Source organism: Butyricicoccus sp. AM27-36 (assembly GCF_003480945.1).
Taxonomy (GTDB): Bacteria; Bacillota; Clostridia; order Oscillospirales; family Butyricicoccaceae; genus Agathobaculum; species Agathobaculum butyriciproducens.
Genome location: NZ_QUJR01000001.1, coordinates 35,362 through 57,208 on the forward strand (window position 1 = coordinate 35,362; position 21,847 = coordinate 57,208).

The following is a 21,847-nucleotide window of genomic DNA, read 5'->3' on the forward strand; positions in this document are numbered from 1 at the left end:
GAGATCGACAGAACGGACAGCTGTGCAAAATGCCGTCACAGGCTTCCCTTTGTCAGATTATGCGAAGGCGTTTTTTCTTCCTTTGTGAAGTAGCACTAAAATTACATCATTTTATTTGTAAGAAGTAAACAAAAGTGAGCGATTTTGCTGAAAATCTTCCGGAAATGCAAAAAACAAAGGAAAATTCGGATTTTTTATCAGAATGTGTGCGAAACGTACACTAAGTGGCCGCTGCTGTTATTCGACGGCGTTGTGAAAAATGCTACATGAAAATTGCACAAAAAACAGCTTGCATACCTGGCTTGTGTGGTGTATAATAACGAAGAAGGGAAACGATCCCGCAAAGAGAGGATCGCTCCCGCGAAACAAAGCGCCCAGGAGTATAACGTGCCGGCAGGGCACGATAACAGGTTAGGGCAGGGGAGTGTAATATAAACTATGGCGAATTATCCGGTTAACAAGATCCGTAATGTATGTCTGATGGGTCACGGCGGCGACGGCAAGACCTCGCTGGTCGAGAGCCTGCTCAATATCGCCGGTGTAACCGACCGCGTTGGCAAGATCGCGGACGGCAACACGGTTTGTGACTTTGATCCCGAAGAGATCAAGCGCAAGTTTTCCATTTCCACGGCTGTAGCGCCGGTAGAGTGGAACGGCTGCAAGATCAATCTGCTCGATACCCCGGGTTTCTTTGATTTTGAAAGTGAAGTGCAGTGCGCACTGCGCGTTGCGGAGTCCGCGCTGATCGTCGCAACCGGCAAGTCCGGCCCGGGCGTCGGCACCGAAAAGGCTTGGGCTCACTGTGAGGAGCACGCAATGCCGCGTATGTTCTACATCTCCAAGATTGATGAGGAAAACTCGGATTACTATAACTCTCTGCACAAGCTGCAGAAGCAGTTCGGCGTATCGGTAGCACCGATTGTTGTCCCGATTTTTGAAGGCAACCGCGATACCGTTGGTATTGTGGACTGCGTTATCCGCAAGGCGTACCGCATGGAAGGCAACAAGCGTGTCGAGATCCCGATTCCGGACAATATGAAGGACCGTGTCGACCAGCACCGTGCAGCACTGTGCGAGAACATCGCCGAGCTGTCTGAGGACCTGATGGAGCGTTACTTCGCAGGTGAGGAGTTCTCGGATGAAGAACTGATCGCTGGCATCCGTCAGGGTGTGAAGGATCTGGTTCTCGCGCCGGTATTCTGCGGCACCGCTGCAACCGGTATCGGCTCCTACGCACTGCTCAAGGGCATTGCGGACTACATGCCGTCTCCCGACGAAAAGCCGGTTGAGATCTGCGAGGACGAAAAGGGCGAGCTGATCGAGATCAACTGCACCCCGAACGGCTCTGCTTGTGCATTTGTATTTAAGACGGTCGCTGACCAGTATGGCCGCTTCTCCTACTTTAAGGTTATGTCCGGCGAGGTTAAGCAGGATATGACGCTGGTCAACAAGCGTGCCGATGCAAACGAGAAGATGGGTCACATCTTCACCGTATGCGGCAAAAAGACGACCGAGGTTCCGGTGATCGGCTGCGGCGACATCGGCGCGGTTTCCAAGCTGGTTACCACCAAGACCGGCGATACGCTTTCGATGAGCGTTCGCAAGGTTGAGCTTGAGTCGATCGAGATTGCGCCGCCGTGCTACACGCAGGCAATCGCGCCTAAGGTAAAGGGCGTTGAGGAGAAGATCTCCACCGGTCTGGCTCGTCTGCGTGACGAGGATCCGTCCTTCGATACCGAGTTTAACCCGGAAACCAAGCAGCACCTGATCTCCGGTGCCGGCGATATTCATCTGGACGTTCTGTGCTCCAAGCTGAAGGATAAGTTTGGCGTAGAGGTTACGCTGACCGATCCGATCGTTCCGTACCGCGAGAAGATCCGCAAGGCTGTTACGGTAGAAGGCAAGCATAAGAAGCAGTCCGGCGGTCATGGTCAGTACGGCCACGTTAAGATGGAATTTGCACCGTATGCCGAGGGCGATTATCTGTTCCAGGAGAAGATTTTCGGCGGTTCCGTGCCGAAGAACTTCCATCCGGCAGTTGACAAGGGCATCCGCGAGGCGATGGAGCATGGCGTTCTGGCCGGCTACCCGATGGTTGGCCTGCGTGCAACCCTGCTCGATGGCTCCTACCACGATGTAGACTCCAACGAGCTGTCCTTCAAGATGGCAGCACGCTTGGCATACAAGGCCGGTATCCCGGAGGCAAATCCGGTACTGCTCGAGCCGGTATGCTCGCTCAAGGTCGTTATCCCGGATTCCTACATGGGCGATGTTATCGGCGATCTGAACAAGCGCCGCGGCCGCATCATGGGCATGAATCCGCTCGACGGCGGCAAGCAGGAGATCGTAGCCGAGTGCCCGATGGCAGAGCTTGGCGATTACGCGATCAAGCTGCGCTCCATGACGCAGGGCAGAGGCTCGTTTGTTTCCCAGTTCGAGCGCTACGATGAGGCACCGGTTCCGGTACAGGAAAAGGTTATCGCAGCGAATAAGGCTCGTCTGGAGGCACTGAACAAGGAATAACATTCCCTGCATTTTGTGAAATTGAAACCGGCTGCGTGAGCGGCCGGTTTTTCTTTGGTTTAACTTTCCACTGGAGAGGTGCGAATAGGCGCCAACCTTTGACGGGGAGGTTCGCCGCGCCCGCGGCGGTGGGCAAGAGGGTAGACACCTTGGTGTCTACCCTCTTGTGCCCCTGCCGGGCAGGCAAGATTCGTTCGCTTCGCAAGCGATTACTCTACAAGCATCGCTGCGCCCACCAGACCTGCGTCATTGCCGAGCGACGCACAGACGATCTCGGTATTTCGGTCCTCACCGCGGAAGGTCTGCGGGAAAGTAAGCATGCGCAGAGGCTCGAGCAGCTTTTCGCCGTAGCCCGCCAGTCCGCCGCCGAGCACGATACTCTCCGGCTGGAACAGGTTGACAAAGCTCGCCAGACCGTTCGCCAGATTGCCGCAGTATTCGTCGAACAGCTCCTGCGCGAGCGCGTCACCCGCGTCTACCGCATCGCAGATCTGCTTGGCGTTCAGCTGACCTTTGTGTACGGCAAGCACGCTCTTTCGTCCGTCCTCGAGCGCACGCTCGGCAAACCGCACGAGCGAAGCCGCCGAGCAGTATGCCTCCAGACAGCCGCGCCGTCCGCAGTTGCACGGCTCGCCGTCCTTCTTGATGACCATGTGCCCGATCTCACCGGCAATGCCGTTGCAGCCGGTGTACAGCTGGCCGTTAATGATGATGCCGCCGCCAACGCCGGTGCCGAGCGTTACCATCAGCATGTTGCGCGTGCCCTTGGCCGCACCGGCAGTCGCTTCGCCGAGCGCGGCGCAGTTGGCGTCGTTATCCAGATGCACCGAGCAGCCGAACTCCGGCAAAAACGCATCCGCAAAGCTGACGTTATTCAGTCCCAGATTGGTGCCGAACCGCAGGGTGCAGGTCGCCTTGTCAAACGAGCCGGGCACACCGATGCCGATCGCCGTTACGTCCTCTACCGCACAGCTGTGCGCCCGGCACAGCGAGAGTGCCAGCGTTTTCATGTCTGCTTTCAGGCCGGCTGCGTTGCCGGTCCGGGTCGGAAGGCTGTCCTTGCACAGCAGCGTGCCATCCTCGGTGCAGAGCGCCGCCTTAACGGTCGTGCCGCCCAGATCAATACCGATTCTCACAGCAAATCCTCCTCGTCGAACAGATGCAGGCCGCGGCCCTTGAAATAGTTGTTCAGCCGCTCCACACTGCTGTTGATGATCAGCTCCTCTGGGAAACCAATTTCCTCGAGCATTTCCAGTGCGCCCTCCACATGACCGACGCGGTAGCAGATATGGCTGTCGCTGTCCACCGAGATAGGCACCTCATACTTCATGCACAGGCGGGCGATGTCCATGCAGTTGTCATGGCTGCCCTTACGGATGGACAGAGACGCGTTGTTGATCTCGACAATCTTGCCGTGGTCGTTGCAGCGGCTGATGATGTACTCGTGATCGAACGGGAAGTTGGAGTTGCCGAGGTGGCCGAATGCGTTGACATACGGGTTGTACAGGATGGCCTCGAGCGCCGCCGTGTGCACACTGCTGTCCACCGGCGGGAACATGCACTCGTGGAAGGAGGCAAGCGCAAACTCAATGGGCTTGAGACTCTTGTTGGAAATGACGTTGATGCCGCCTGCCGGAGCGGTGATGTCGAATTCGATGCCGCGAATGACCGTTACCTTGCCGATCTTGCGCGGAATGAGGTCCAGGTTGGAGAAATGCCACTCGTGCGGGCCGTCCGGATTGGTGGGGCCGTGGTTGGTGATGGCGATAGCCGCAAGACTGCGGTCCTCGGCCGCCTGCACCATTTCGGTGAGCGTGCTGAACGCGTGGTCGGTTACATTGGTGTGGGTATGCAGGTCTGCGATGATTTGCATGGAAAAAGGCTCCTTTTGACGTATGATTTTTTGGGGGGGAAGATGAAAGGCGGACACATGGGTCCGCCTCTGTATTTGCAGTTCGCTGAACCGCCGGTATGCGATTGTTTATCGGCGGTGTCTGCGAGGATAATCATCGTTATCGTAGCGCTTGCGCATCGCCTTGCGGCGACGGCGGCGCCGGATTCCGCCGAATGTGATGTTGAACAGAATGTACAGCACGATGAAGATTGCGGCTGCGATCAGCACGATCTTGAATACGGTGCTCTGAAAGAAATGGCTCAGCTTGTCCGAGTAATAGAGCACGCGGCTCATTTCCACATCGCTGAGCGCGACCAGCTCGACCGTGCCGTAGGACGTGCCGTTGCAGCTGTATGTCATGCTGCCGATCACATCGCCGGCCTTGATGGGTGCGTCAACGGCTTCCGGCAGATTGGGGGTCGCTTCCAGCGAATCGGTTTCTACATCGGCAGGGAGCAGCGCCATCAGATCGGTTTTCGCGGTCAACACCAGCTGATCGGTCTGCGTGGACAGGTCTACCTTGACATGGGCGAGCGTGTCGCCCTTTTTCGCAACGGTCTTGGTCTTAAAATGGGTGAAGCCCCACTGATACAGCGATTTGGTATCCGTGAAGCTGGCCGCTACCGTCGGGTACTCCTTGGACGAGGTGGCACTGCCGAGCACGACCGAATACAGCTTGGCATCGCCGTACTCCGCGTAGCCGACAAAGCAGTTGCCCGCCTGCGAGGTGTGTCCGGTTTTGATGCCCTTGTTGTACGGGTATGACCACGGGTTGAACGAGCTGAAGATGAGCTGGTTGGTGGTGAAGATGATGCGCTCCTCGTGCATATTAGTCTTGGGCATGCGGTACTGCACGGTGTCGATAATGTTGGTGAATGTGTCGTTCTTCATGGTCTCGCGGGCAATGAGGTACAGATCACGGGCAGTGGTGTAGTGATCTTCCTCGTGCAGGCCGCACGGGTTGCTGAAATGCGTTCCGGTGCAGCCGAGCTCCTCGGCGCGGGTGTTCATCATGTCCACAAAGTGCTCGCTCGTGCCGCCGACATGGCGGGCGAGCATGTACGCTGCCTCGTTTGCGGAGGGCAGCATAAGCGCATACAGCAGGTCGATGACGCGCACGGTCTCACCGACCTTGATGTCTGCGTTCGAGCTGTCTGCTGTAACCTTGGCGAAGTCGCCCTGTTCGGCCGTGACGGTCTCGTTCAGATCCTTGACATTCTCAAGCGTCAGCAGCGCGGTCATAATTTTGGTCGTGGACGCCGGATAACGCTTTTTGTCCGCATTTTTCTCATACAGCACCATGTCGGAATCCGGGCTGATGAGCAGGGCAGCGGTAGCCGTTACGGCCGGCGCTTCGCTTGCCGCTGCGATAACATCCTTGTCATTGTCAGCGGTCATGTCCTTGGTGTCCTTGGAATCCTTGCTGCCCGAATCGGTGGACGAGGTGTCCGAGCTGTCGGAATCCGACTGGCTCGATGAGGTATCGCTCTCGTCATTCACGGCATAAGCGCGGGTGATTGGCGCCGCACCGAGCAGCAGCGTAAAGCACAGCGCCAGTGCGGTAAGACGGTTTTTGAAATTATTGATCTTCATCGGTATCTCCTAAAGAAAAATCGGCATCGGTGAAGTGCCCGCGCAGAACCGCCGGCTTGGGCGGTGTGCGCCGCAGCGGATCGTAGCGGAAGGAACGGCAGTGATCGGTGCCGTTTACCACACCGCGTTTGCGGCAGGCAATGCGTTCGCCGTCCGCCAGCGGAGAGCCGTGCGCGCAGTAGGTACAGCGCGGTTCTATATTTTTTCGCAGCAGCTTTTTGAGCCTCATGCGTAGGGTCACTCCAATCGGTTAAAATCAGTGGTAAAAGTGTCCTGTCGAGTGGTGTCGGTCAATACAGGACGTATATAAAATATTATATATCATTTCCTGCGCTTTTTCCACCCCCAAATTGGATACAAAGCAGAAACGAACAGCACAGCAAGCGTGTACCGGAACCGTACCGATAACGGTGTCAGCTCCGGTGAGGAAACCGTCAGCACGGCAGGCGAGAGGGAAAACAGGAAAGCTGTCAGCACAGCTGCGAGCGTACCGTGCAGCAGCTTTGCGGCAAACAGGCCGCGAACCGGCAAATCGTGTGCTTCCGCGAGGGCGCGCACCTGAAACTGCACAGCCAGTCCGCCAAATCCCAGCAGGAAGGACGCAAGCGTCAGCCGCGCTCTGCGCGGCAGCGTCAGCACCGTCAGCTCGTCTAAGCCGTTGGTCAGCTCGATCATGCCGTCCAGTACGTTTCCGTACGGCAAAAGTGCAAAAACCGGCGAAAGCAGCCGCAGCAGGATGGAAAACATGGTCAGAAATGCCGTTACCGTCAGCGCCGTGGAAGCTGCCTGCTGCACGGATGCGCAGAAAATAGAGGGGAATGAGGTGCGGTTCCGGTTATGGATACGCTGCGACACGGCAGATAACGGGGTACGCGCGAAAAACAATCCGACGAGCAAAGCCGAAACGATATGTATCCCGTACAGCATCGCGCCTGCCCGCGCGGAGCCGAACACGCCGAGCCCTACCAGTCCGATGCAGAAGCCAGGACTGGCGCAGTTGCAGAAGCGGTTCACGCGCTCTGCCGCTTCGCGGGATAGCACACTCTCGGAGAGCAGCGCACATGCGGTCGCGGCGCCGACCGGATACCCGCCGATGAGTCCGAGCACCAGAGCAGGCGCAGCCTCGGGCGGCAGGCCGTATAATCGCCTGAGCGGCTTCGCCAGCAGCGGCGACAGCCGCGTGGTATCACAGCGGACAAGCAGTCCGCTGATAACGAAAAACGGAAATAAAGCCGGTAAAGCCTGCGCGGCAGCAAGGGAAAGTCCCTCGCGGACACCATCCGCGCAGGCGGTCGGGCAAAGCAAAAACGCGGCAAAAAGAGCCAGCGATAAGAATAGCTTCATAGCGTCACCTCGGAACAGTGTATGAGAAGCAGGAAAGTTTCAGTACGCTGATACATAACATATACCGTTATACCTGCCCTACGGAGAAGGTAAAATGCGATATGAAGGTGGCGCGATATGCTGAAAGATAACTTATACGCCGAACTCATGGAGGACCTCCACCCAAACCGCCCGCGCGTGGAAATCCTCGGAGACAGCCGGGTGATCGTGGAGAACCACTGCGGCATACAGGAATACGACGACAGCATCCTGCGCGTCAGATGCCGCGGGTGCGAGGTACGCATTCTGGGTGCAGACCTGGAGCTGACGGCGCTTTCCATGGACGAACTGGCGGTGATCGGCGTGATCTCGTCGGTGGAATACATCACGACCGAGTGAGGAAGGAGGGGCGCGAATGATCGGGCGGCTGTGGCTGCTGGCTTGCGGGCAGGTGCGCGTGCGCGTGACAGGCGCAAGCCTGACGCGGTTTCTCAACCTGTGCGCAGCGCAGGGTATCACGCTGCGGCAGATGGACCGCACGGCATGGAATGAGCTGCACGCAACCCTGTCTATCCGGGATTTCCGGATGCTCAGGCGGCACATGGGCCGCACCGGCTGCCGCGTGCATATTCTCCGGAAACGCGGTCTGCCGTTCCTTGCGGCGCGTCTGCGTCCGCGCACGGCGCTCTGGGGCGGAGCTATAGCGGCAGCAACGCTGTGCTGGCTGCTCGGCACGCATGTATGGGCGATACAGACCGAGATCGCACCGGCGATAGATGAGATGGCTGTCATGCAGCAGCTGAGCGAAATGGGGGTGCATATCGGCATGCCCATCAAGGACCTGAACACCCGTCAGATACGGTGGAAGATGATGCAGCTGCAGCCGAATATCACGTTTTTTTCGCTCAATCTGCGGGGCAACAGCCTGACCGTGGTCGCCTACGGCAGTACCGACCCGCCGGAGGTACTGGACGAGCACGCGGTCACCAAGGTGGTAGCCACGCGGGACGGCGTGGTAACGCAGGTGCGTGCGCTCGAGGGACAGCCAATGGTGCAGGCAGGAGATGCCGTGCAGACCGGTGATACGCTCATCAGCGGCCTGGTGGAGCCGACACGCGAAGGCGGAAAGTACCGTACAGCGCATGCGCACGGCACCGTGCAGGCGTACACCACGCATACGGTTCAGGCGGCGCGGCCGCTCACCGAGCAGAGCAAGCGATATACGGGTAAAATTCGTCATCAATATGCACTGGTGATGGGAAATAAACGGTTAAATTTCTATATTGGCAGTGGAATTGCAGGGGGCACTTGTGATAAAATAATAACGACCAGACATTTTTGGCTGTCGGACAGCGTGGTGCTGCCGGTGGCGCTGGTCACACAAACGTATACATTCTACGAGCGGGAGCCGACGACGCGCACCGCCGAGGACGTGCGGGTGGATATGCTGTCGCGCGCACTGGGCGAGACAGCCGCGGATATCGACGGCATGGTGACGAGCCACAGCGAAACGCTCACCGAGCAGAACGGCGCGGCAGTGCTGTACCTCACCGTCCACGCCGAGGAGCAGATCGGCACCGAGGCCGTGGATGACAGTACCGTTCCGGAGGAAAATGCGGAGATGGAGCAGGTGCCGTAGAGACAGAAAAGGAGACGCCTATGAACCGTAAACCCGCGACGATTCTCGCAGGACTGAGCACCGCAGCGGCATTTGCTGCTAACGGCTCGGACTGGCTTCACGGCGGTTCCGCGAGCGCAGGCAAATTCTGCGTCAGCGCGGTGTTTATCGTGCTGATATCGCTGCTGGTGTACGAATGGCGGAAAAGCAATACTGCAATGTGCCTGCTGACGATTGCATCGGCGCTGATTGCGATTGGTGCGGCAGCCGGTTTGCTTATGACGACGGATATCCTTCCGGCAAATTCGGTGCTGCTGCCGTTTAGTGTGTTCCTCGTGCCGTTTTTCGGTGTGACGAACTTCATGGCTTCCGCATTTGCCGCAATGCTTCTGCCGACGGCGGTTTCGGTGGTGTGGCTGATTGTCGCGGTTGGAAACTGGATTCACAATTGGAAAAACGTATGATTTTACGTTGTGTGGGCGAACAATGTTCGCCCCTACGGTTAGGCAATGTGCAGATCGTTTACAACGGTGCGCCGAGTCGTACCCCAGGGCACCTTCTCTTGCGGCGTTGCCGCAATTCACCTTGCCGCCCCCTACGGTAAAACATCATGTATTGCTGCAGATATATGAAAATTAACTGTATGTAACCGTATGCAACTGTATGTTGAACGAGTTATTGCAACAGATACATACACTTGCATACAGTTTATTTGATAGATAAACACTATCCGCAGGAGAGCAGGTAACGACAGGAAAAACGCCTGCCTCCTGCCTTGCACGGATGAAAACTAACATTTAATTCCTAACTCTAATTACTAATTAAACATAAGAGGGTGTAACCATAGAACAGGTAATGCAGATTGAACAAACCGAACTGCTGATGGCAGTATTCGGTGCATTTGACGAAAACATCAAGCAGATCGAGCGCGAACTGAACGTCTCGGTCATCAGCCGCGGAACCGAGCTGAAAATCACCGGTGAGGACGAAGGCGTGTCCATCGCTGCACGCGCGATTACGGCGCTGCTGGCGATGGCAGGCCGAGGAGAATCCATCGGCACACAGACCGTGCAGTACGTCATCGGTCTGGCGAAGGACGGCCGCGAAAGCGAGGTCCACACGATGAGCCGCGATGTGCTGTGCATCACGGCAAAGGGCAAGCCGGTCAAGGCGAAAACGCTCGGCCAGAAGAAATACATGGAGGCCATCCGCAATAACACCATCGTCATGGGCGTTGGCCCTGCCGGTACCGGCAAGACCTATCTTGCGGTTGCGGCGGCGGTTGCGGCCTTTCGGGACAAGCAGGTCTCCCGCATCATCCTGACCCGTCCGGCGGTCGAAGCGGGCGAGAAGCTCGGCTTTCTGCCCGGCGACCTGCAGAGTAAGGTAGACCCGTATCTGCGCCCGCTGTACGACGGTCTGTTTGACATGCTCGGCGCGGACAATTTCACCAAGTATCAGGAGCGCGGCTCCATCGAGGTTGCCCCGCTTGCGTACATGCGCGGACGCACGCTCGACGACAGCTTCATCATTCTCGATGAGGCGCAGAACACCACGCCCGAGCAGATGAAAATGTTCCTCACCCGACTGGGATTCGGCTCCAAGGCAGTCATTACGGGCGATATTACCCAGATCGACCTGCCGGACGGCAAGCAGTCCGGTCTGCGCGAGGCGCTGCGCGTGCTGGATGGCGTGGAGGGCATCGCCCAGTGCTTCCTGACCGAAAAGGACGTTGTGCGCCATGAGCTGGTGCAGCGCATCGTCAAGGCGTATGCAGAGTACGAAAACAAAAAGGGCAAGGGCAAGCCTGCCGCAAAACCGGCAGGAAAGCGCCTTCCGACCCGCCGCAAGGAGGGAAAATGATGAATCATCAGATCAATATCGGCTTTGAGACCGAGGTAGCAGACGAAAACAGCGTGCGTGAGCTGATCCGCACCTGCGCCGAGCGTGTGCTGAAGAGTGAGCAGGTGGACTTTGACGCCGAAATCGACGTTACCGTTGTCGATGCTGACGCCATCCGCGAAATGAACGCCGAATACCGAAATAAGGATGCCGTGACCGACGTTCTTTCGTTCCCGATGTACGAGTTTCTCAACGGCGAGCCGCAGGAGGAGTTGGAGGCCGAGCCGGATTCCGGCTGTGTCATGCTCGGTGATATGATCCTGTGCTACACGCGCGCCTGCGAGCAGGCGGAGCAGTTCGGGCACTCGCCTGCAAGAGAGTGCGGCTACCTGACCACGCATTCCGTGCTGCACCTGCTCGGCTACGACCACGAGCGCAATGACGAGGACACCCGCCTGATGCGCAGCAAGGAAGAGGACAACCTTGCGTTCCTCGGACTGACGCGGGACTGAGCCATGAAAAAGAGTATCCGAAAACTGAGCGAGAGCTTTTTGCACGCCTTCCGCGGTCTGCGGCTGTGCATCCATGACGAGCGCAACTTCCGCGTGCACATGACGGCGGCGTTCTACGTCATCCTGTTCGGCGTGTTCGGCGGCGTGAGCATGACCGAAGCGGCCATCCTGTGTATCTGCTTCGGCCTTACCATGGGCGCGGAACTGCTGAATACCGCCATCGAGCGCCTGTGCGACAAGCAGGCGAGCGGGTATGACGGCATGGTACGCAACGCGAAGGATATCGCGGCGGCAGGCGTGTTTGTGTGCGCGGCAGCGTGCGTCGCGGTCGGCGCGTGTATCTTTATCGGAAACGGCGTGCTTGCGGCAGCCATCAAATTCTTGTGGTATAGGCTGTGGCTCGGCATGGCGGTTGTGGTCACCGTGCCGATTGCTGTCTGGTTCGTGTTCCACTTTGGAAGAATTCAATAATAATGGAGAATGGAGAATTCGCACAAGGATAGCTCGTCGCAGCGCGGACGGAACTCGCGCAAGGATAGCTCGTCGCAGCGCGGACGGAACTCGCGCAAGAATAGCGACATTTTCAATTTTCCATTCTCAATTCTCAATTACTGTACTGGAGATAAATAAATGAGCAAAATTACAAAAACTGCGGTCGTATCCGTTGTAGGACGGCCGAACGTGGGCAAATCCACGCTGACAAACAAGCTGGTCGGTCAGAAGGTGGCCATCGTATCCAGCAAGCCGCAGACCACGCGCACGCGCATCACGGGCGTACTCAGCCGCGGTGAAACGCAGTATGTTCTGCTGGACACCCCGGGTCTGCACAAGCCGCGCTCGCGTCTAGGCGACTACATGTGCAAGGTGGTGACGGACACGGTTTCCGAGGTGGACGTTGCCGTTCTGGTGGTAGAGCCGATCCCGAACATCGGTCCTGCCGAGGAAACCCTGATCGCACAGATCAAGCAGCATCACATGCCGGCAATCCTCGTTATCAATAAGATCGACACCGTCAAGAAGGAAGAGCTGCTCGCTGTCATTGCGACCTACGCGGCAGCGCATGAGTTCGACGCGGTTGTGCCGATCTCGGCACGCACGGGCGAGGGCGTAGAGGAGCTGCTCACCGAAATCGACAAGTATGCCATCGAAGGCCCGCAGCTGTTCCCGGAGGACATGGTATCCGATCAGCCGGAGCGTCAGCTTGTAGCCGAGATTATCCGCGAGAAGATGCTGCGCCTGCTCGACCGCGAGGTTCCGCACGGTGTAGCCGTCGGCATTGAGCGTTGGAACGAGCGTGAGGACGGTCTGGTGGAGATCAACGCGGTTATCTACTGCGAGAAGGCCAGCCACAAGGGCATTATCATCGGCAAGCGCGGCGCGATGCTGAAAGAAATCGGCCAGCAGGCGCGCGCGGACATTGAGCGCATGCTGGATGCCAAGGTATTCCTCGAGCTGTGGGTCAAGGTCAAGGAGGGCTGGCGCAACAACCAGTACCAGATGCGCAACTTCGGCTACGAGGATCAGTAAATGGCCGAGGTCAAGCTGCGGGCACTCGGTCTGCGTGAGGTGGATTTCGGTGACTTTGACCGCTATCTGACCGCACTGACCGAGGACGGCCGCAGGATTGAAATCCTGTGCAAGAACGCGCGGCGCGGAAAAAAGCAAAATCCGGCGGCACGGCAGCTGTGCTACTCGGAGTTCATTCTGTCGGACAGAGGCGGCAGGTACACCCTGCGGGACGCCGATCTGGTACACTCGTTTTTCGCGCTGGCAGGCGATATCGAGAAGTACGCGCTGTCGTGCTACTTAAACGAGCTGACAACCGCTCTGACAGTGCCGGATTTCGACAATCCGGCACTGTGCCGTCTGCTGCTGTACGCGCTGTATGCGCTCGAGGGCGGCAAACGCGACCCGGAGCTGGTCAAGGCGGCGTTCGAGTGGCGCATTATGGCCGAGAGCGGCTATGCGCCGGATTTAACCTCATGCGGCGTGTGCGGCGAGGTGATAGAGAACCCGCCGGTGTGCTTTTCTGTTCGGGCGGGCACAGCCGCGGACGCAAAGTGCGCGGGGAGAGTCGGTGGTTATGCACAGCTTGTGGACAGTACCCTGCGGGCGATGCTTCATGTGCTGACAGCCGAGCCGAACAAGATCTATGCGTTCGCGCTCAACGGACCCGCCAGAGAGCAGTTCTGCGGCATGGCCGAGGAGTATGTGAAGTATCACCTCGGACGCGGGTTTGAGAGTTTGCAGTTTTATCGGTCGCTGCAGGCGCCGATAAAGTGATGGTATATAAACGCGTAGAGAGTCGTAGAAACGCGTAGAGAAATATACAATATTTAGAATAATAGTGTATTCTTCTACGACATTCTACGCATTTCTGCACGAATACTCATCTATCCCGATAAACGGGCGACAGAAAGGAGCAGCAGTATGGATCGCAAAGCAGTCTCCATGTGGAAGGTAACGAGAAATCTGATTCTTACAGACGTCTGTGTGATTGCCTTGTTCTGGCTCATACCGAGCGTAAAAATGCTTGCGCTGCTGCTCGGTGTACTGTGCGCCATCGGATATATGCTGTGGCTGGGACGGTGCTTTCTGAACGACTGCAAGGCCAATCTGCCGGGTGAGGACTATCAGCGCATTGCTGCCGAGTTCGGCTTTATCTGGTTCTGGAACCCCGGTCGGAGAAAACAGTGGCAGTACGTTGCCGAGGAAAGCGGCGAGACCGGTGCAGCACTGCTGCGCATCTGGCGCGGCAATATGGTGCTTGTCATCGTGTCGCTGGCGGTCATGGCGGTGCTGGTTTGGATGGGGTAAACGCAGTTATAAGATAATGCACAGCTATATCGCAGGGTGCGACGACCTCGGTGCACCCTGCGAAAGCGAATAAACAACAAGAAGATTTTACGGGAGTTTGAAATGAACAAATTAGGCGAAAAATCCCTTAAAACACTGGAATACTACGAAATACTGGAAAAACTGGCCGGACAGGCGGCATCCCAGGCGGCAAAGGAGAAATGCCGTGCACTTCGTCCGCTGGACGACCACGAGCAGGCCGAGCTGTGGCTGCAGCAGACCACGGACGCGAAGGACCTGATGGTTCGTCAGGGCAGTCCTGCCTTTGGCGGCATCCGAGAGGTAGGCGCTATCCTGTCCCGCGCGGACCGTGGCGGCACGCTCAACCCGCGCGAGCTGCTGGCGGTGGCAAGCCTGCTGCAGACCGCGCGCCGTGCTCTGCTGTACGATGCCGAGCACGAAACCAAGACCACGCTCACGCCGATTTTCGGTCTGCTCTCCGGCAACCGCGATCTGGAGGAATCCATCACGACCGCTATCATCTCCGAGGAGGAGATCGCAGACGGCGCATCTCCCGAGCTGCTGAGCATCCGCCGTGAGCTGCGCCGCGTGTCCGGCAAGGTGCGCGAAACGCTCAACCGTATGATTTCCGGTGAGCGCTCCAAGTACCTGCAGGAGAATATTATCACCCAGAGAAACGGCCGCTTCGTTGTGCCGGTCAAGGTGGAGCACCGCGGCGATGTGCCCGGTCTGGTGCATGATACCTCGTCCACCGGTGCGACTGTGTTCGTCGAGCCGCAGCAGGTCGTGGAAATCAACAACCAGATCAAGGTGCTCGAAGGCCGCGAGGAAAACGAGATCGAGCGCATTCTCGCGGAACTGTCGTCGCGCGTGTCCATGTACAAGGGCGCCATCGAGCAGGACTACGATGCGCTGACCACGCTGGACTTCATCTTTGCGCGTGCCAAGCTGTCGTTCGATATGAACGCCTGTGCGCCCGTACTGGTCGAGGACGGCAGCCGCTGCAAGCTGCTTCGCGCGCGCCATCCGCTGCTCGACAAGGACAAGGCGGTGCCGATTGACATCGCCATCGGCTACGATTACGACACCCTCGTTATCACCGGTCCGAACACCGGCGGCAAGACGGTTTCGCTCAAAACGCTCGGCCTGCTGTCGCTCATGGCGGCAAGCGGCCTGCATATTCCGGCGAACGAGCAGTCGGAAATCGGCCTGTTTGAGCATGTTTACGCCGATATCGGTGACGAGCAGAGCATCGAGCAGAGCCTGTCCACGTTCTCCGCGCACATGAAGACCATCGTGTCTATTATGGACTGCTGCGGGCAGGGCGACCTCGTGCTGTTCGACGAATTGGGTGCGGGTACCGACCCGGTCGAGGGCGCGGCCCTGGCGGTTGCCGTCATCGGCTATGCCCGCCAGATGGGCGCCTGCGTAGCCGCTACGACCCACTATGCCGAGCTGAAAACGTTCGCGCTGACCACTGACGGCGTAGAGAACGCCTCCTGTGAGTTCGATGTCAAGTCGCTCCAGCCGACCTACCGCCTGCTGACCGGCATCCCCGGCAAGTCGAATGCATTCGCCATCGCGGCGCGGCTCGGCCTCCAGCCGACTATCATCGAGCGGGCGAAAGAGCAGGTTTCCACTGAGGACGCCCGTTTTGAGGACGTTCTGGCGGAGCTTGAGCGCGAACGCCGCCGTGTCGAGCAGATGAAGGAAGAAGCACAGCGCATGCGCTCTGCCGCGCAGTCCGAGCGCGACAAGATGCGCGCCGAGCGCGATGCCGCCGAGGATCGTGTGGACAAGATGATGGAGAGCGCCCGCGGACAGGCAGACAACATCCTCAAAAATGCCCGCATGACGGCGGAAACCGTGTTTGACGAGCTGGAAACGCTCAAAAAGAAGGCGCAGAAGAAGAACGCCGACCAGAACCTTGCGGCAGCCAAGGCGGCGCTGCGCGGTGCCATCACCCAGACCGAGAACGAACAGCGCCGCGGCATTCAGAAGCGCGTTGTCGAGGCTGACGAGGTTCGTTCGGTGCAGAAGGGCGACCGCGTGCGCCTGCTCAACGTCGGCGGCGTCATTGCGACCGTGCTCGCTCCGGCGGACAGGGACGGCAGCGTGCAGGTGCAGGCAGGCCCGATGAAGATGACGGTCAAGGAGAACGAATTGCGTCTCGTGGAGGAAAAGAAGAACGCGCCCAAGCCCAAGCCGCAGCCGCGGCGTGACGCTCCGCGCAGAGAACTTAACATCCGCTCGGCGGAAAGCGAAGTCGATGTGCGCGGCATGAGCGCCGAGGAGGCTCTCTTTGAGGTGGACAACTTCCTGTCGCGCGCCATCATGGCCGGACTGCCGTCTGTCACGGTCATCCACGGCAAGGGAACCGGCGTGCTCCGCACGGCTGTGCAGCAGCATCTGCGGAAAAACAAGCGCGTCAAGAGCGTCCGCAGCGGTGTTTACGGCGAAGGAGAGCAGGGCGTAACAATCGTCGAATTGCGCTGAGGCAATCCTGCACAGTTTACGCATAGATTTCTTTTAATGAATTATGTGGTATTGCCCTAAAAATACCTGTTTTAGGAATCGGAAACCGGCGAATAGGGCATAATGCCCTATAAATCAGTACGTTTTTTGAAAAATTCATTTAAAAAGCAAAGGGCACATCTGGAAATAGTCCTTGACGAAAATGCAAAAAAGCGATAGACTATATACAACGGATTTGAAGAAATAGGAGCGATGCAGATATGTATTCAAAAGAGGTACAGGTTACCAATCAGGTAGGCTTATATGCCCGCCCGGCAACTTTTTTCATTCAGAAGGCAAATGAGTTCAAGTCTACCATCCTGGTAGAAAAGGAAGAACGCCGCGTAAACGCGAAGAGCCTGCTCGGCATTCTGTCCCTGGGTATCACCAAGGGCACTACCATCAACCTGATCGCTGATGGCCCGGATGAGGAAGAGGCTGTTTCCGCACTGGTTGAGCTTATCACATCCAATTTTACTGACTAAGTTATCGCGTCCTGAGGGAAAAGCGCCGGTTGTTTTGATCGGCGCTTTTATTTTTGCAAATGACGATTGAGGGAAGGAGGGCAGTTTGCATGACAAGAGAACAGCTGAAGGAGCGCGTGCGCAAGCTGCCCATGCAGCCCGGCGTTTATATGCACAAGGATAAGACCGGCAAGGTGATTTACGTCGGCAAGGCCAAGCTGCTCCGCAACCGCGTGTCCAACTACTTTCAGCCGCCCGAACGGCTGAACGCCAAGACGCGCCAGCTGGTCAGCCATATCGACGACTTCGATATCATCGTCACGGACAGCGAGTTTGAAGCGCTCGTGCTCGAGAACTCGATGATAAAGAAGTATAAGCCGAAGTACAACATTCTGCTCAAGGACGACAAAGGCTATCCCTATGTGCGGCTGGACACCACGCTGCCCTACCCGGATTTCAAAATTGTCTCCAAGCCTGCACATGACGGAGCGCGGTACTTTGGTCCGTACATGGGACGCGGCGCCGCAAGACGAGCGATTGATACGATCGGAGAAGCACTGCACCTCAAAAGCTGTGCGCGTTCCTTCCCGCGGGACATCGGCAAGGACCGGCCGTGCCTGAATCTGCACCTCGGCCGCTGCTGTGCGCCATGCACCGGCAAGGTCAGTCCGGAGGAGTATCACGCGCTGATCGAACAGGCGATCTCGCTGTTCGAGGGCGATGCAAAAAAGCTCGAGCGTGAACTCACCGAGAAGATGAACGAAGCCGCCGAGGAACTGCAGTTTGAGCGTGCCGCCGTCCTGCGTGACCGTCTGCGTGCGATCCAGAAGCTGGGCACCAAGCAGCATGTGGTTGCCGGTGCGTTTGCAGAGCTGGACGTTATCGCCTTTGTGCAGGGACAGACCCGCGCGTGCGTCTGCGTGCTGCATTACAGCGGCGGCACGCTGCAGGATAAGGAATACACGTTCTTCCACGTCACCGAGAGCGACCCTGCCGAGGTGCTTTCCTCGTTCATCAAGCAGTATTACGCGCAGCGCAATGCGGTGGCGAAAACCGTTCTGCTCTCGCATGAAATCGAGGAGCAGGACGCCGTGGGCGAGTACCTTTCATCCATCGCAGAGCGCAAGGTGGAGCTTGCCGTGCCGCAGCGCGGCGAACGCCGGGTGCTGACCCGCCTCGCGGAGAAAAACGCCTTCGAGGAGATCGAACGCAGAGAGAAGCAGTCCGAGAGACGGCATAAATCGCTTGAGCTGCTGCAGAATGTCACCGGTATGGCGGCACTGCCGCTCCGGCTGGAAGCCTACGACATTTCCAACTTCGCCGGACAGGATACGGTCGGCTCGATGATCGTGTTTGTCGAGGGTCAGCCGAAAAAGAGCGACTACCGCAAGTTTAAGATCGCGTGTGCCGCCAACGGACAGGACGACTATGCCTCCATGCGTGAAATGCTCACGCGCCGCGTGCAGCGCTATGTGGACGGCGACGAGAAGTTTGCGCCGCTGCCGAACGCGTTCATGATCGACGGCGGTCTGGGTCATGTGCATGTCTGTAAGGAGGTGCTCGATTCGTTCGGGCTGTCTGTCCCGTGCTTCGGCATGGTCAAGGACGACCGCCACCGTACCCGTGCTCTCGTTGCACCGGACGGCCGTGAGTTCGGCATCTCGGCGACTCCGGCGCTGTTTGCGCTCATCGGCCGCATGCAGGAGGAGGTCCACCGGTTCGCCATCGAGTATAACCGCAAGCTGGGCGGCAAAAAGGTGCGCGGCTCCACACTGGATAAAATCCCGGGCGTGGGCGATAAGCGCAGAACCGACCTGCTCAAGCACTTCGGCAGCATTGAGAATATCCGGCAGGCGTCCGAGCAGGAGCTGGCAAGGATTCTGCCGAGGAATGCCGCGCAGAGCGTTTACGAATTTTTTCATCAGGATTCATAAATATTACGAAACCGCATGATGTATCTGGGTTTCCATAGGGCGGGGTGCTCTCATCCCGCCCTACACGATAGAGTGATGTTATTGTTAAAAAATTTCAGCAGGAGGCTACCATGAGAGTTGTATCCGGAACTGCACGCGGCTGCAAGCTGCAGCCGGTGCCCGGCATGAACACCCGCCCGACCACCGATCGGGTAAAAGAAAACGTATTCAATCTGATACAGGATCATGTGCGCGGTGCCGAGGTGCTCGACATGTTTGCGGGCACCGGTCAGCTTGGCATTGAGGCGCTTTCGCGCGGCGCTGCTCACTGCGATTTTGTCGAGCACAACAAGGCAGCTTACGGCATCGTGAGCAAAAACGTCGAAAGTGCGCGTGTGAAGGATAAGGCGGCGCTCCACCGCACGGAGGCAGCGGAATTTGTTTCCAAAGCAGGCAGGGAACGGTACGACGTGATCTTCCTCGATCCTCCGTACGGCGGCGTGATCTTAGAAAATGCGCTGAAACAGATAGAAACGTTTGACATTCTCTCTGTAAATGGTATAATAATATGCGAAAGTGCAGTAGAGGACAGATTCTCCCACGGCTTCGCAGTCGTGCGGGAACGCCGCTACGGCGCTACCATGATTACCATTCTGCAGCGGCAGAGTGGCGAAACGGAATGAAATAAATGAAAATTGCGATTTATCCGGGCAGCTTTGACCCTGTCACACTGGGACATCTGGATATCATCCGCCGTGCGTCGGTCATGTTTGACCGGCTGATCGTTGCGGTAATGCACAACCAGAACAAAAAACCCGCTTTTTCCGCCGAGGAACGTGTGGGATTCTTAAAGCGGACAACGGCTGACCTGCCGAACGTCGAGGTGGAATCCTTCGGCGGCCTGCTGGCAGACTACGCCAAGCAGAAAAACGCATGCGTCATCGTAAAGGGTCTGCGTGCGGTTTCGGATTTTGAATACGAATTCCAAATGGCACTTGCCAACCGCAAGCTCAATCCTGAGCTGGATACCGTGTTTTTGATGACAAGTGCGGAATATATGTACCTCTCTTCCTCGATCGTGAAGGATATTGCGGTACACGGCGGCGGTGTCGCCGATTTTGTTCCCGAGGGGATTATGCAGGACATTGTGCGCCGAATTAGAAAGGGAGAGTAAAATGGCAACTTTAGAGGAACTCATTAACCGCATGTATGATATGGTGCAGGACGCAAAGGGCATTCCGCTGGCAGGCGAGAAGTGCATCGTAGAGCGTGACCACATGCTGGATATGCTGGACGAGCTGCGTGAGGCTCTGCCGAACGATCTGCAGCAGGCACAGGAAATTGTTGCAAAGCGCAGTGAGATGCTGGCATCCGGCAAGCGCGAGGCTGAGGCGATCCGCCGTCAGGCTGAGGAGGATGCACGTCAGATGGTCTCCGAGACCGAGATCGTCGTAGCGGCACGCCGCAAGGCCAAGGAAGTACAGGGCAACGCCGAGATTCAGGCTCGTGAGCTGCGCCGTGTGGCAAATGAGTACTGCGAGGATACCCTCAAGCGTACCGAGGAGGCAGTGGCTCTCGGTCTGGAGGAGGTCCGCAAGGCACGCCAGCGCTTCAAGAGCATCGCAAAGTAAAACCGAAATGCAGGCAGTCACCTTCGGGTGGCTGCTTTTTCGTGTTCTTTGCGGTACCGGCACAACGGGAATTTGTCGCTTGCGAAGCGAACGGAACTTGCCTGCCCGGCAGGGGCACAAGAGGGATGGACACCTAAGGTTTCCACCCCTCTTGTGAATCACCCCGTTTCCTCTTAGCGTCTGCCTGCCAGAGAACTGAGACTATGGGGGAACGGCAGAGGATTTTTTCTGCCGTAGGGGAGCACAGTGTGCTCCCATGTCGAGACCTGTTTGCAGTGTCAGATACCGTACTACTACACATATCGGCAACTCTACGCTGGGTGCGGCATGACAGTGCCGCACAATTCGCTTACGCGTTGTTGCGGACGGCACCTGCGAATTTTATTTGATAACGACCGTTACCTTGTCTGCACCACGCCATCACCCACTCCTCACCACCGGCGCCGAAAAAGAGAACCTCACACCCACTTTGCGCCACCAACCTGAAAAATGTCCGGCTGAAATTGCACAAAAATACACACTCTGTGGATAAACTTTGGGATAACTCTCCACTTCGCAGTAAAATGCAGGAAAATACCGCATACGAACACAATCGAACAACTGTTCGTAAAAATTGCGAAAACTATAAAATTTGCAAGAAAAACGCCCGAATTTTTCGTGCAATAATGCAAAAAATATCTTGCAATCTATTCTCCGTACCGCTATAATAAAATCAAGGTGGAGAGTTGTGGGGTAAAGTGTCACAAATTCCACCAAAGCGGAAGGGCAGGTGTGAATGAGTGAAGGGCGAATACAAGCATTCCATAGACGCTAAGGGTCGTCTGGCAATGCCGGCCAAGCTGCGCGAGGAGCTCGGCGAGCACTTCACGGTCACCAAGGGCCTCGATGGCTGTCTGTCCGTTTATCCGGAAGCGGAATGGAAGCGTCTGGAGGACAAGATCCGCACGCTCGGCAACGGCGAAAAGGCAAGACGCGTCAAGCGCTACTACTTCGCCAATGCGTTCGATGCACAGCTCGACGCACAGGGCCGCATCCTCATTCCCGCAAACCTGCGTACCTTTGCGGAGCTGCAGAAGGATGTTACCGTGATCGGTCAGCTCGACCACGCGGAAATCTGGAACAGCGACAAGTGGCGCGCTTACAATGACGAGATCGACGCGGAAGTTGTTGCCGCGGACGTAGAAGATATTGATTTTTAACAAA

The 21,847-nt window shown here is 57.2% G+C and carries 22 protein-coding genes; 17 read left to right on the forward strand and 5 right to left on the reverse strand.

Annotation, left to right across the window (positions count from 1 at the left end):
- Positions 1–438: 438 nt before the first annotated feature.
- The gene (locus DW724_RS00135) at positions 439–2,523 is read left to right on the forward strand and encodes an elongation factor G (RefSeq protein WP_118729000.1); all 2,085 of its coding nucleotides are present in this window, start codon (positions 439–441) and stop codon (positions 2,521–2,523) included.
- Positions 2,524–2,732: 209 nt separating this feature from the next.
- On the opposite strand, the gene DW724_RS00140 is transcribed toward DW724_RS00135, so the two are convergent.
- The 5 genes from DW724_RS00140 to DW724_RS00160 all read right to left on the reverse strand — a co-directional run bounded on the left by DW724_RS00140 (position 2,733) and on the right by DW724_RS00160 (position 7,354).
- Positions 2,733–3,659, reverse strand: a complete 927-nt coding sequence (locus DW724_RS00140; RefSeq protein ID WP_158580174.1) for an ROK family protein — start codon at positions 3,657–3,659, stop codon at positions 2,733–2,735.
- Positions 3,656–4,396: a phosphatase gene (locus tag DW724_RS00145; protein ID WP_118760289.1), complete on the reverse strand. Its 741-nt coding sequence runs from the start codon at positions 4,394–4,396 to the stop codon at positions 3,656–3,658. The genes DW724_RS00140 and DW724_RS00145 overlap by 4 nt, the downstream gene beginning before the upstream one ends.
- A gap of 108 nt (positions 4,397–4,504) precedes the next feature.
- The gene (locus DW724_RS00150) at positions 4,505–6,010 is read right to left on the reverse strand and encodes a D-alanyl-D-alanine carboxypeptidase family protein (protein ID WP_118760290.1); all 1,506 of its coding nucleotides are present in this window, start codon (positions 6,008–6,010) and stop codon (positions 4,505–4,507) included.
- Entirely contained in the window at positions 5,997–6,239 is a 243-nt protein-coding gene (locus DW724_RS00155) for a hypothetical protein (RefSeq protein ID WP_118760291.1), read from the reverse strand. Before DW724_RS00155 ends, DW724_RS00150 begins: the two co-directional genes overlap by 14 nt.
- Positions 6,240–6,331: 92 nt before the next feature.
- Positions 6,332–7,354 carry a sporulation protein gene (locus tag DW724_RS00160; protein WP_118760292.1) on the reverse strand — a complete coding sequence of 341 codons (1,023 nt, stop codon included), beginning with the start codon at positions 7,352–7,354 and terminating at the stop codon, positions 6,332–6,334.
- Positions 7,355–7,471: 117 nt separating this feature from the next.
- Here DW724_RS00160 and DW724_RS00165 point away from each other — a divergent pair, with 117 nt between their 5' ends.
- The 16 genes from DW724_RS00165 (at position 7,472) to mraZ (ending at position 21,843) form a co-directional block, all read left to right on the forward strand.
- The gene (locus DW724_RS00165) at positions 7,472–7,732 is read left to right on the forward strand and encodes a YabP/YqfC family sporulation protein (RefSeq protein ID WP_116705406.1); all 261 of its coding nucleotides are present in this window, start codon (positions 7,472–7,474) and stop codon (positions 7,730–7,732) included.
- A 16-nt stretch (positions 7,733–7,748) separates the two neighbouring features.
- Positions 7,749–8,972, forward strand: coding sequence for a sporulation protein YqfD (locus tag DW724_RS00170; RefSeq protein WP_118760293.1), 1,224 nt, complete (start codon positions 7,749–7,751; stop codon positions 8,970–8,972).
- A 20-nt stretch (positions 8,973–8,992) separates the two neighbouring features.
- Positions 8,993–9,415, forward strand: coding sequence for a hypothetical protein (locus tag DW724_RS00175; RefSeq protein ID WP_118760294.1), 423 nt, complete (start codon positions 8,993–8,995; stop codon positions 9,413–9,415).
- Between the two features lie 391 nt (positions 9,416–9,806).
- Entirely contained in the window at positions 9,807–10,814 is a 1,008-nt protein-coding gene (locus DW724_RS00180) for a PhoH family protein (protein ID WP_118760295.1), read from the forward strand.
- Positions 10,814–11,305 carry an rRNA maturation RNase YbeY gene (ybeY, locus tag DW724_RS00185; RefSeq protein ID WP_118760296.1) on the forward strand — a complete coding sequence of 164 codons (492 nt, stop codon included), beginning with the start codon at positions 10,814–10,816 and terminating at the stop codon, positions 11,303–11,305. Before DW724_RS00180 ends, ybeY begins: the two co-directional genes overlap by 1 nt.
- Before the next feature lie 3 nt (positions 11,306–11,308).
- Positions 11,309–11,776, forward strand: a complete 468-nt coding sequence (locus DW724_RS00190) for a diacylglycerol kinase family protein (RefSeq protein WP_118760297.1) — start codon at positions 11,309–11,311, stop codon at positions 11,774–11,776.
- Positions 11,777–11,935: 159 nt separating this feature from the next.
- Positions 11,936–12,832, forward strand: a complete 897-nt coding sequence (gene era, locus DW724_RS00195) for a GTPase Era (protein WP_118760298.1) — start codon at positions 11,936–11,938, stop codon at positions 12,830–12,832.
- Positions 12,833–13,588 carry a DNA repair protein RecO gene (gene recO / locus DW724_RS00200; RefSeq protein ID WP_118760299.1) on the forward strand — a complete coding sequence of 252 codons (756 nt, stop codon included), beginning with the start codon at positions 12,833–12,835 and terminating at the stop codon, positions 13,586–13,588. It begins immediately after the preceding gene.
- A gap of 147 nt (positions 13,589–13,735) precedes the next feature.
- Entirely contained in the window at positions 13,736–14,122 is a 387-nt protein-coding gene (locus DW724_RS00205; protein ID WP_118760300.1) for a hypothetical protein, read from the forward strand.
- A 102-nt stretch (positions 14,123–14,224) separates the two neighbouring features.
- Positions 14,225–16,618, forward strand: a complete 2,394-nt coding sequence (locus DW724_RS00210; protein ID WP_118760301.1) for an endonuclease MutS2 — start codon at positions 14,225–14,227, stop codon at positions 16,616–16,618.
- Positions 16,619–16,857: 239 nt separating this feature from the next.
- A complete protein-coding gene (locus tag DW724_RS00215) occupies positions 16,858–17,121 on the forward strand; it encodes an HPr family phosphocarrier protein (RefSeq protein ID WP_107632189.1) in 264 nt (87 codons plus the stop codon).
- An 89-nt stretch (positions 17,122–17,210) separates the two neighbouring features.
- Entirely contained in the window at positions 17,211–19,034 is a 1,824-nt protein-coding gene (gene uvrC, locus DW724_RS00220; protein WP_118760302.1) for an excinuclease ABC subunit UvrC, read from the forward strand.
- Positions 19,035–19,144: 110 nt separating this feature from the next.
- Complete coding sequence (rsmD, locus tag DW724_RS00225; protein ID WP_118760303.1) at positions 19,145–19,696, forward strand: 16S rRNA (guanine(966)-N(2))-methyltransferase RsmD; 552 nt, start codon at positions 19,145–19,147, stop codon at positions 19,694–19,696.
- A gap of 5 nt (positions 19,697–19,701) precedes the next feature.
- Positions 19,702–20,187, forward strand: a complete 486-nt coding sequence (gene coaD, locus DW724_RS00230; RefSeq protein ID WP_118760304.1) for a pantetheine-phosphate adenylyltransferase — start codon at positions 19,702–19,704, stop codon at positions 20,185–20,187.
- A gap of 1 nt (position 20,188) precedes the next feature.
- On the forward strand, positions 20,189–20,644 hold the full coding sequence (locus DW724_RS00235; protein WP_110436330.1) for a hypothetical protein: 456 nt from the start codon (positions 20,189–20,191) through the stop codon (positions 20,642–20,644).
- A gap of 779 nt (positions 20,645–21,423) precedes the next feature.
- Positions 21,424–21,843: a division/cell wall cluster transcriptional repressor MraZ gene (gene mraZ, locus DW724_RS00240; protein WP_227600590.1), complete on the forward strand. Its 420-nt coding sequence runs from the start codon at positions 21,424–21,426 to the stop codon at positions 21,841–21,843.
- Positions 21,844–21,847 lie beyond the last annotated feature (4 nt).

What these genes read in the sequence shown, in the direction of transcription:
- DW724_RS00135 (WP_118729000.1), top strand. Translation starts at nt 439, where the DNA reads ATGGCGAATTATCCGGTTAACAAGATCCGTAATGTATGTCTGATGGGT.
- DW724_RS00145 (WP_118760289.1), bottom strand. Translation starts at nt 4,396, where the DNA reads ATGCAAATCATCGCAGACCTGCATACCCACACCAATGTAACCGACCAC.
- DW724_RS00150 (WP_118760290.1), bottom strand. Translation starts at nt 6,010, where the DNA reads ATGAAGATCAATAATTTCAAAAACCGTCTTACCGCACTGGCGCTGTGC.
- DW724_RS00155 (WP_118760291.1), bottom strand. Translation starts at nt 6,239, where the DNA reads ATGAGGCTCAAAAAGCTGCTGCGAAAAAATATAGAACCGCGCTGTACC.
- DW724_RS00160 (WP_118760292.1), bottom strand. Translation starts at nt 7,354, where the DNA reads ATGAAGCTATTCTTATCGCTGGCTCTTTTTGCCGCGTTTTTGCTTTGC.
- DW724_RS00165 (WP_116705406.1), top strand. Translation starts at nt 7,472, where the DNA reads ATGCTGAAAGATAACTTATACGCCGAACTCATGGAGGACCTCCACCCA.
- DW724_RS00170 (WP_118760293.1), top strand. Translation starts at nt 7,749, where the DNA reads ATGATCGGGCGGCTGTGGCTGCTGGCTTGCGGGCAGGTGCGCGTGCGC.
- DW724_RS00175 (WP_118760294.1), top strand. Translation starts at nt 8,993, where the DNA reads ATGAACCGTAAACCCGCGACGATTCTCGCAGGACTGAGCACCGCAGCG.
- DW724_RS00180 (WP_118760295.1), top strand. Translation starts at nt 9,807, where the DNA reads ATGCAGATTGAACAAACCGAACTGCTGATGGCAGTATTCGGTGCATTT.
- ybeY (WP_118760296.1), top strand. Translation starts at nt 10,814, where the DNA reads ATGAATCATCAGATCAATATCGGCTTTGAGACCGAGGTAGCAGACGAA.
- DW724_RS00190 (WP_118760297.1), top strand. Translation starts at nt 11,309, where the DNA reads ATGAAAAAGAGTATCCGAAAACTGAGCGAGAGCTTTTTGCACGCCTTC.
- era (WP_118760298.1), top strand. Translation starts at nt 11,936, where the DNA reads ATGAGCAAAATTACAAAAACTGCGGTCGTATCCGTTGTAGGACGGCCG.
- recO (WP_118760299.1), top strand. Translation starts at nt 12,833, where the DNA reads ATGGCCGAGGTCAAGCTGCGGGCACTCGGTCTGCGTGAGGTGGATTTC.
- DW724_RS00205 (WP_118760300.1), top strand. Translation starts at nt 13,736, where the DNA reads ATGGATCGCAAAGCAGTCTCCATGTGGAAGGTAACGAGAAATCTGATT.
- DW724_RS00210 (WP_118760301.1), top strand. Translation starts at nt 14,225, where the DNA reads ATGAACAAATTAGGCGAAAAATCCCTTAAAACACTGGAATACTACGAA.
- DW724_RS00215 (WP_107632189.1), top strand. Translation starts at nt 16,858, where the DNA reads ATGTATTCAAAAGAGGTACAGGTTACCAATCAGGTAGGCTTATATGCC.
- uvrC (WP_118760302.1), top strand. Translation starts at nt 17,211, where the DNA reads ATGACAAGAGAACAGCTGAAGGAGCGCGTGCGCAAGCTGCCCATGCAG.
- rsmD (WP_118760303.1), top strand. Translation starts at nt 19,145, where the DNA reads ATGAGAGTTGTATCCGGAACTGCACGCGGCTGCAAGCTGCAGCCGGTG.
- coaD (WP_118760304.1), top strand. Translation starts at nt 19,702, where the DNA reads ATGAAAATTGCGATTTATCCGGGCAGCTTTGACCCTGTCACACTGGGA.
- DW724_RS00235 (WP_110436330.1), top strand. Translation starts at nt 20,189, where the DNA reads ATGGCAACTTTAGAGGAACTCATTAACCGCATGTATGATATGGTGCAG.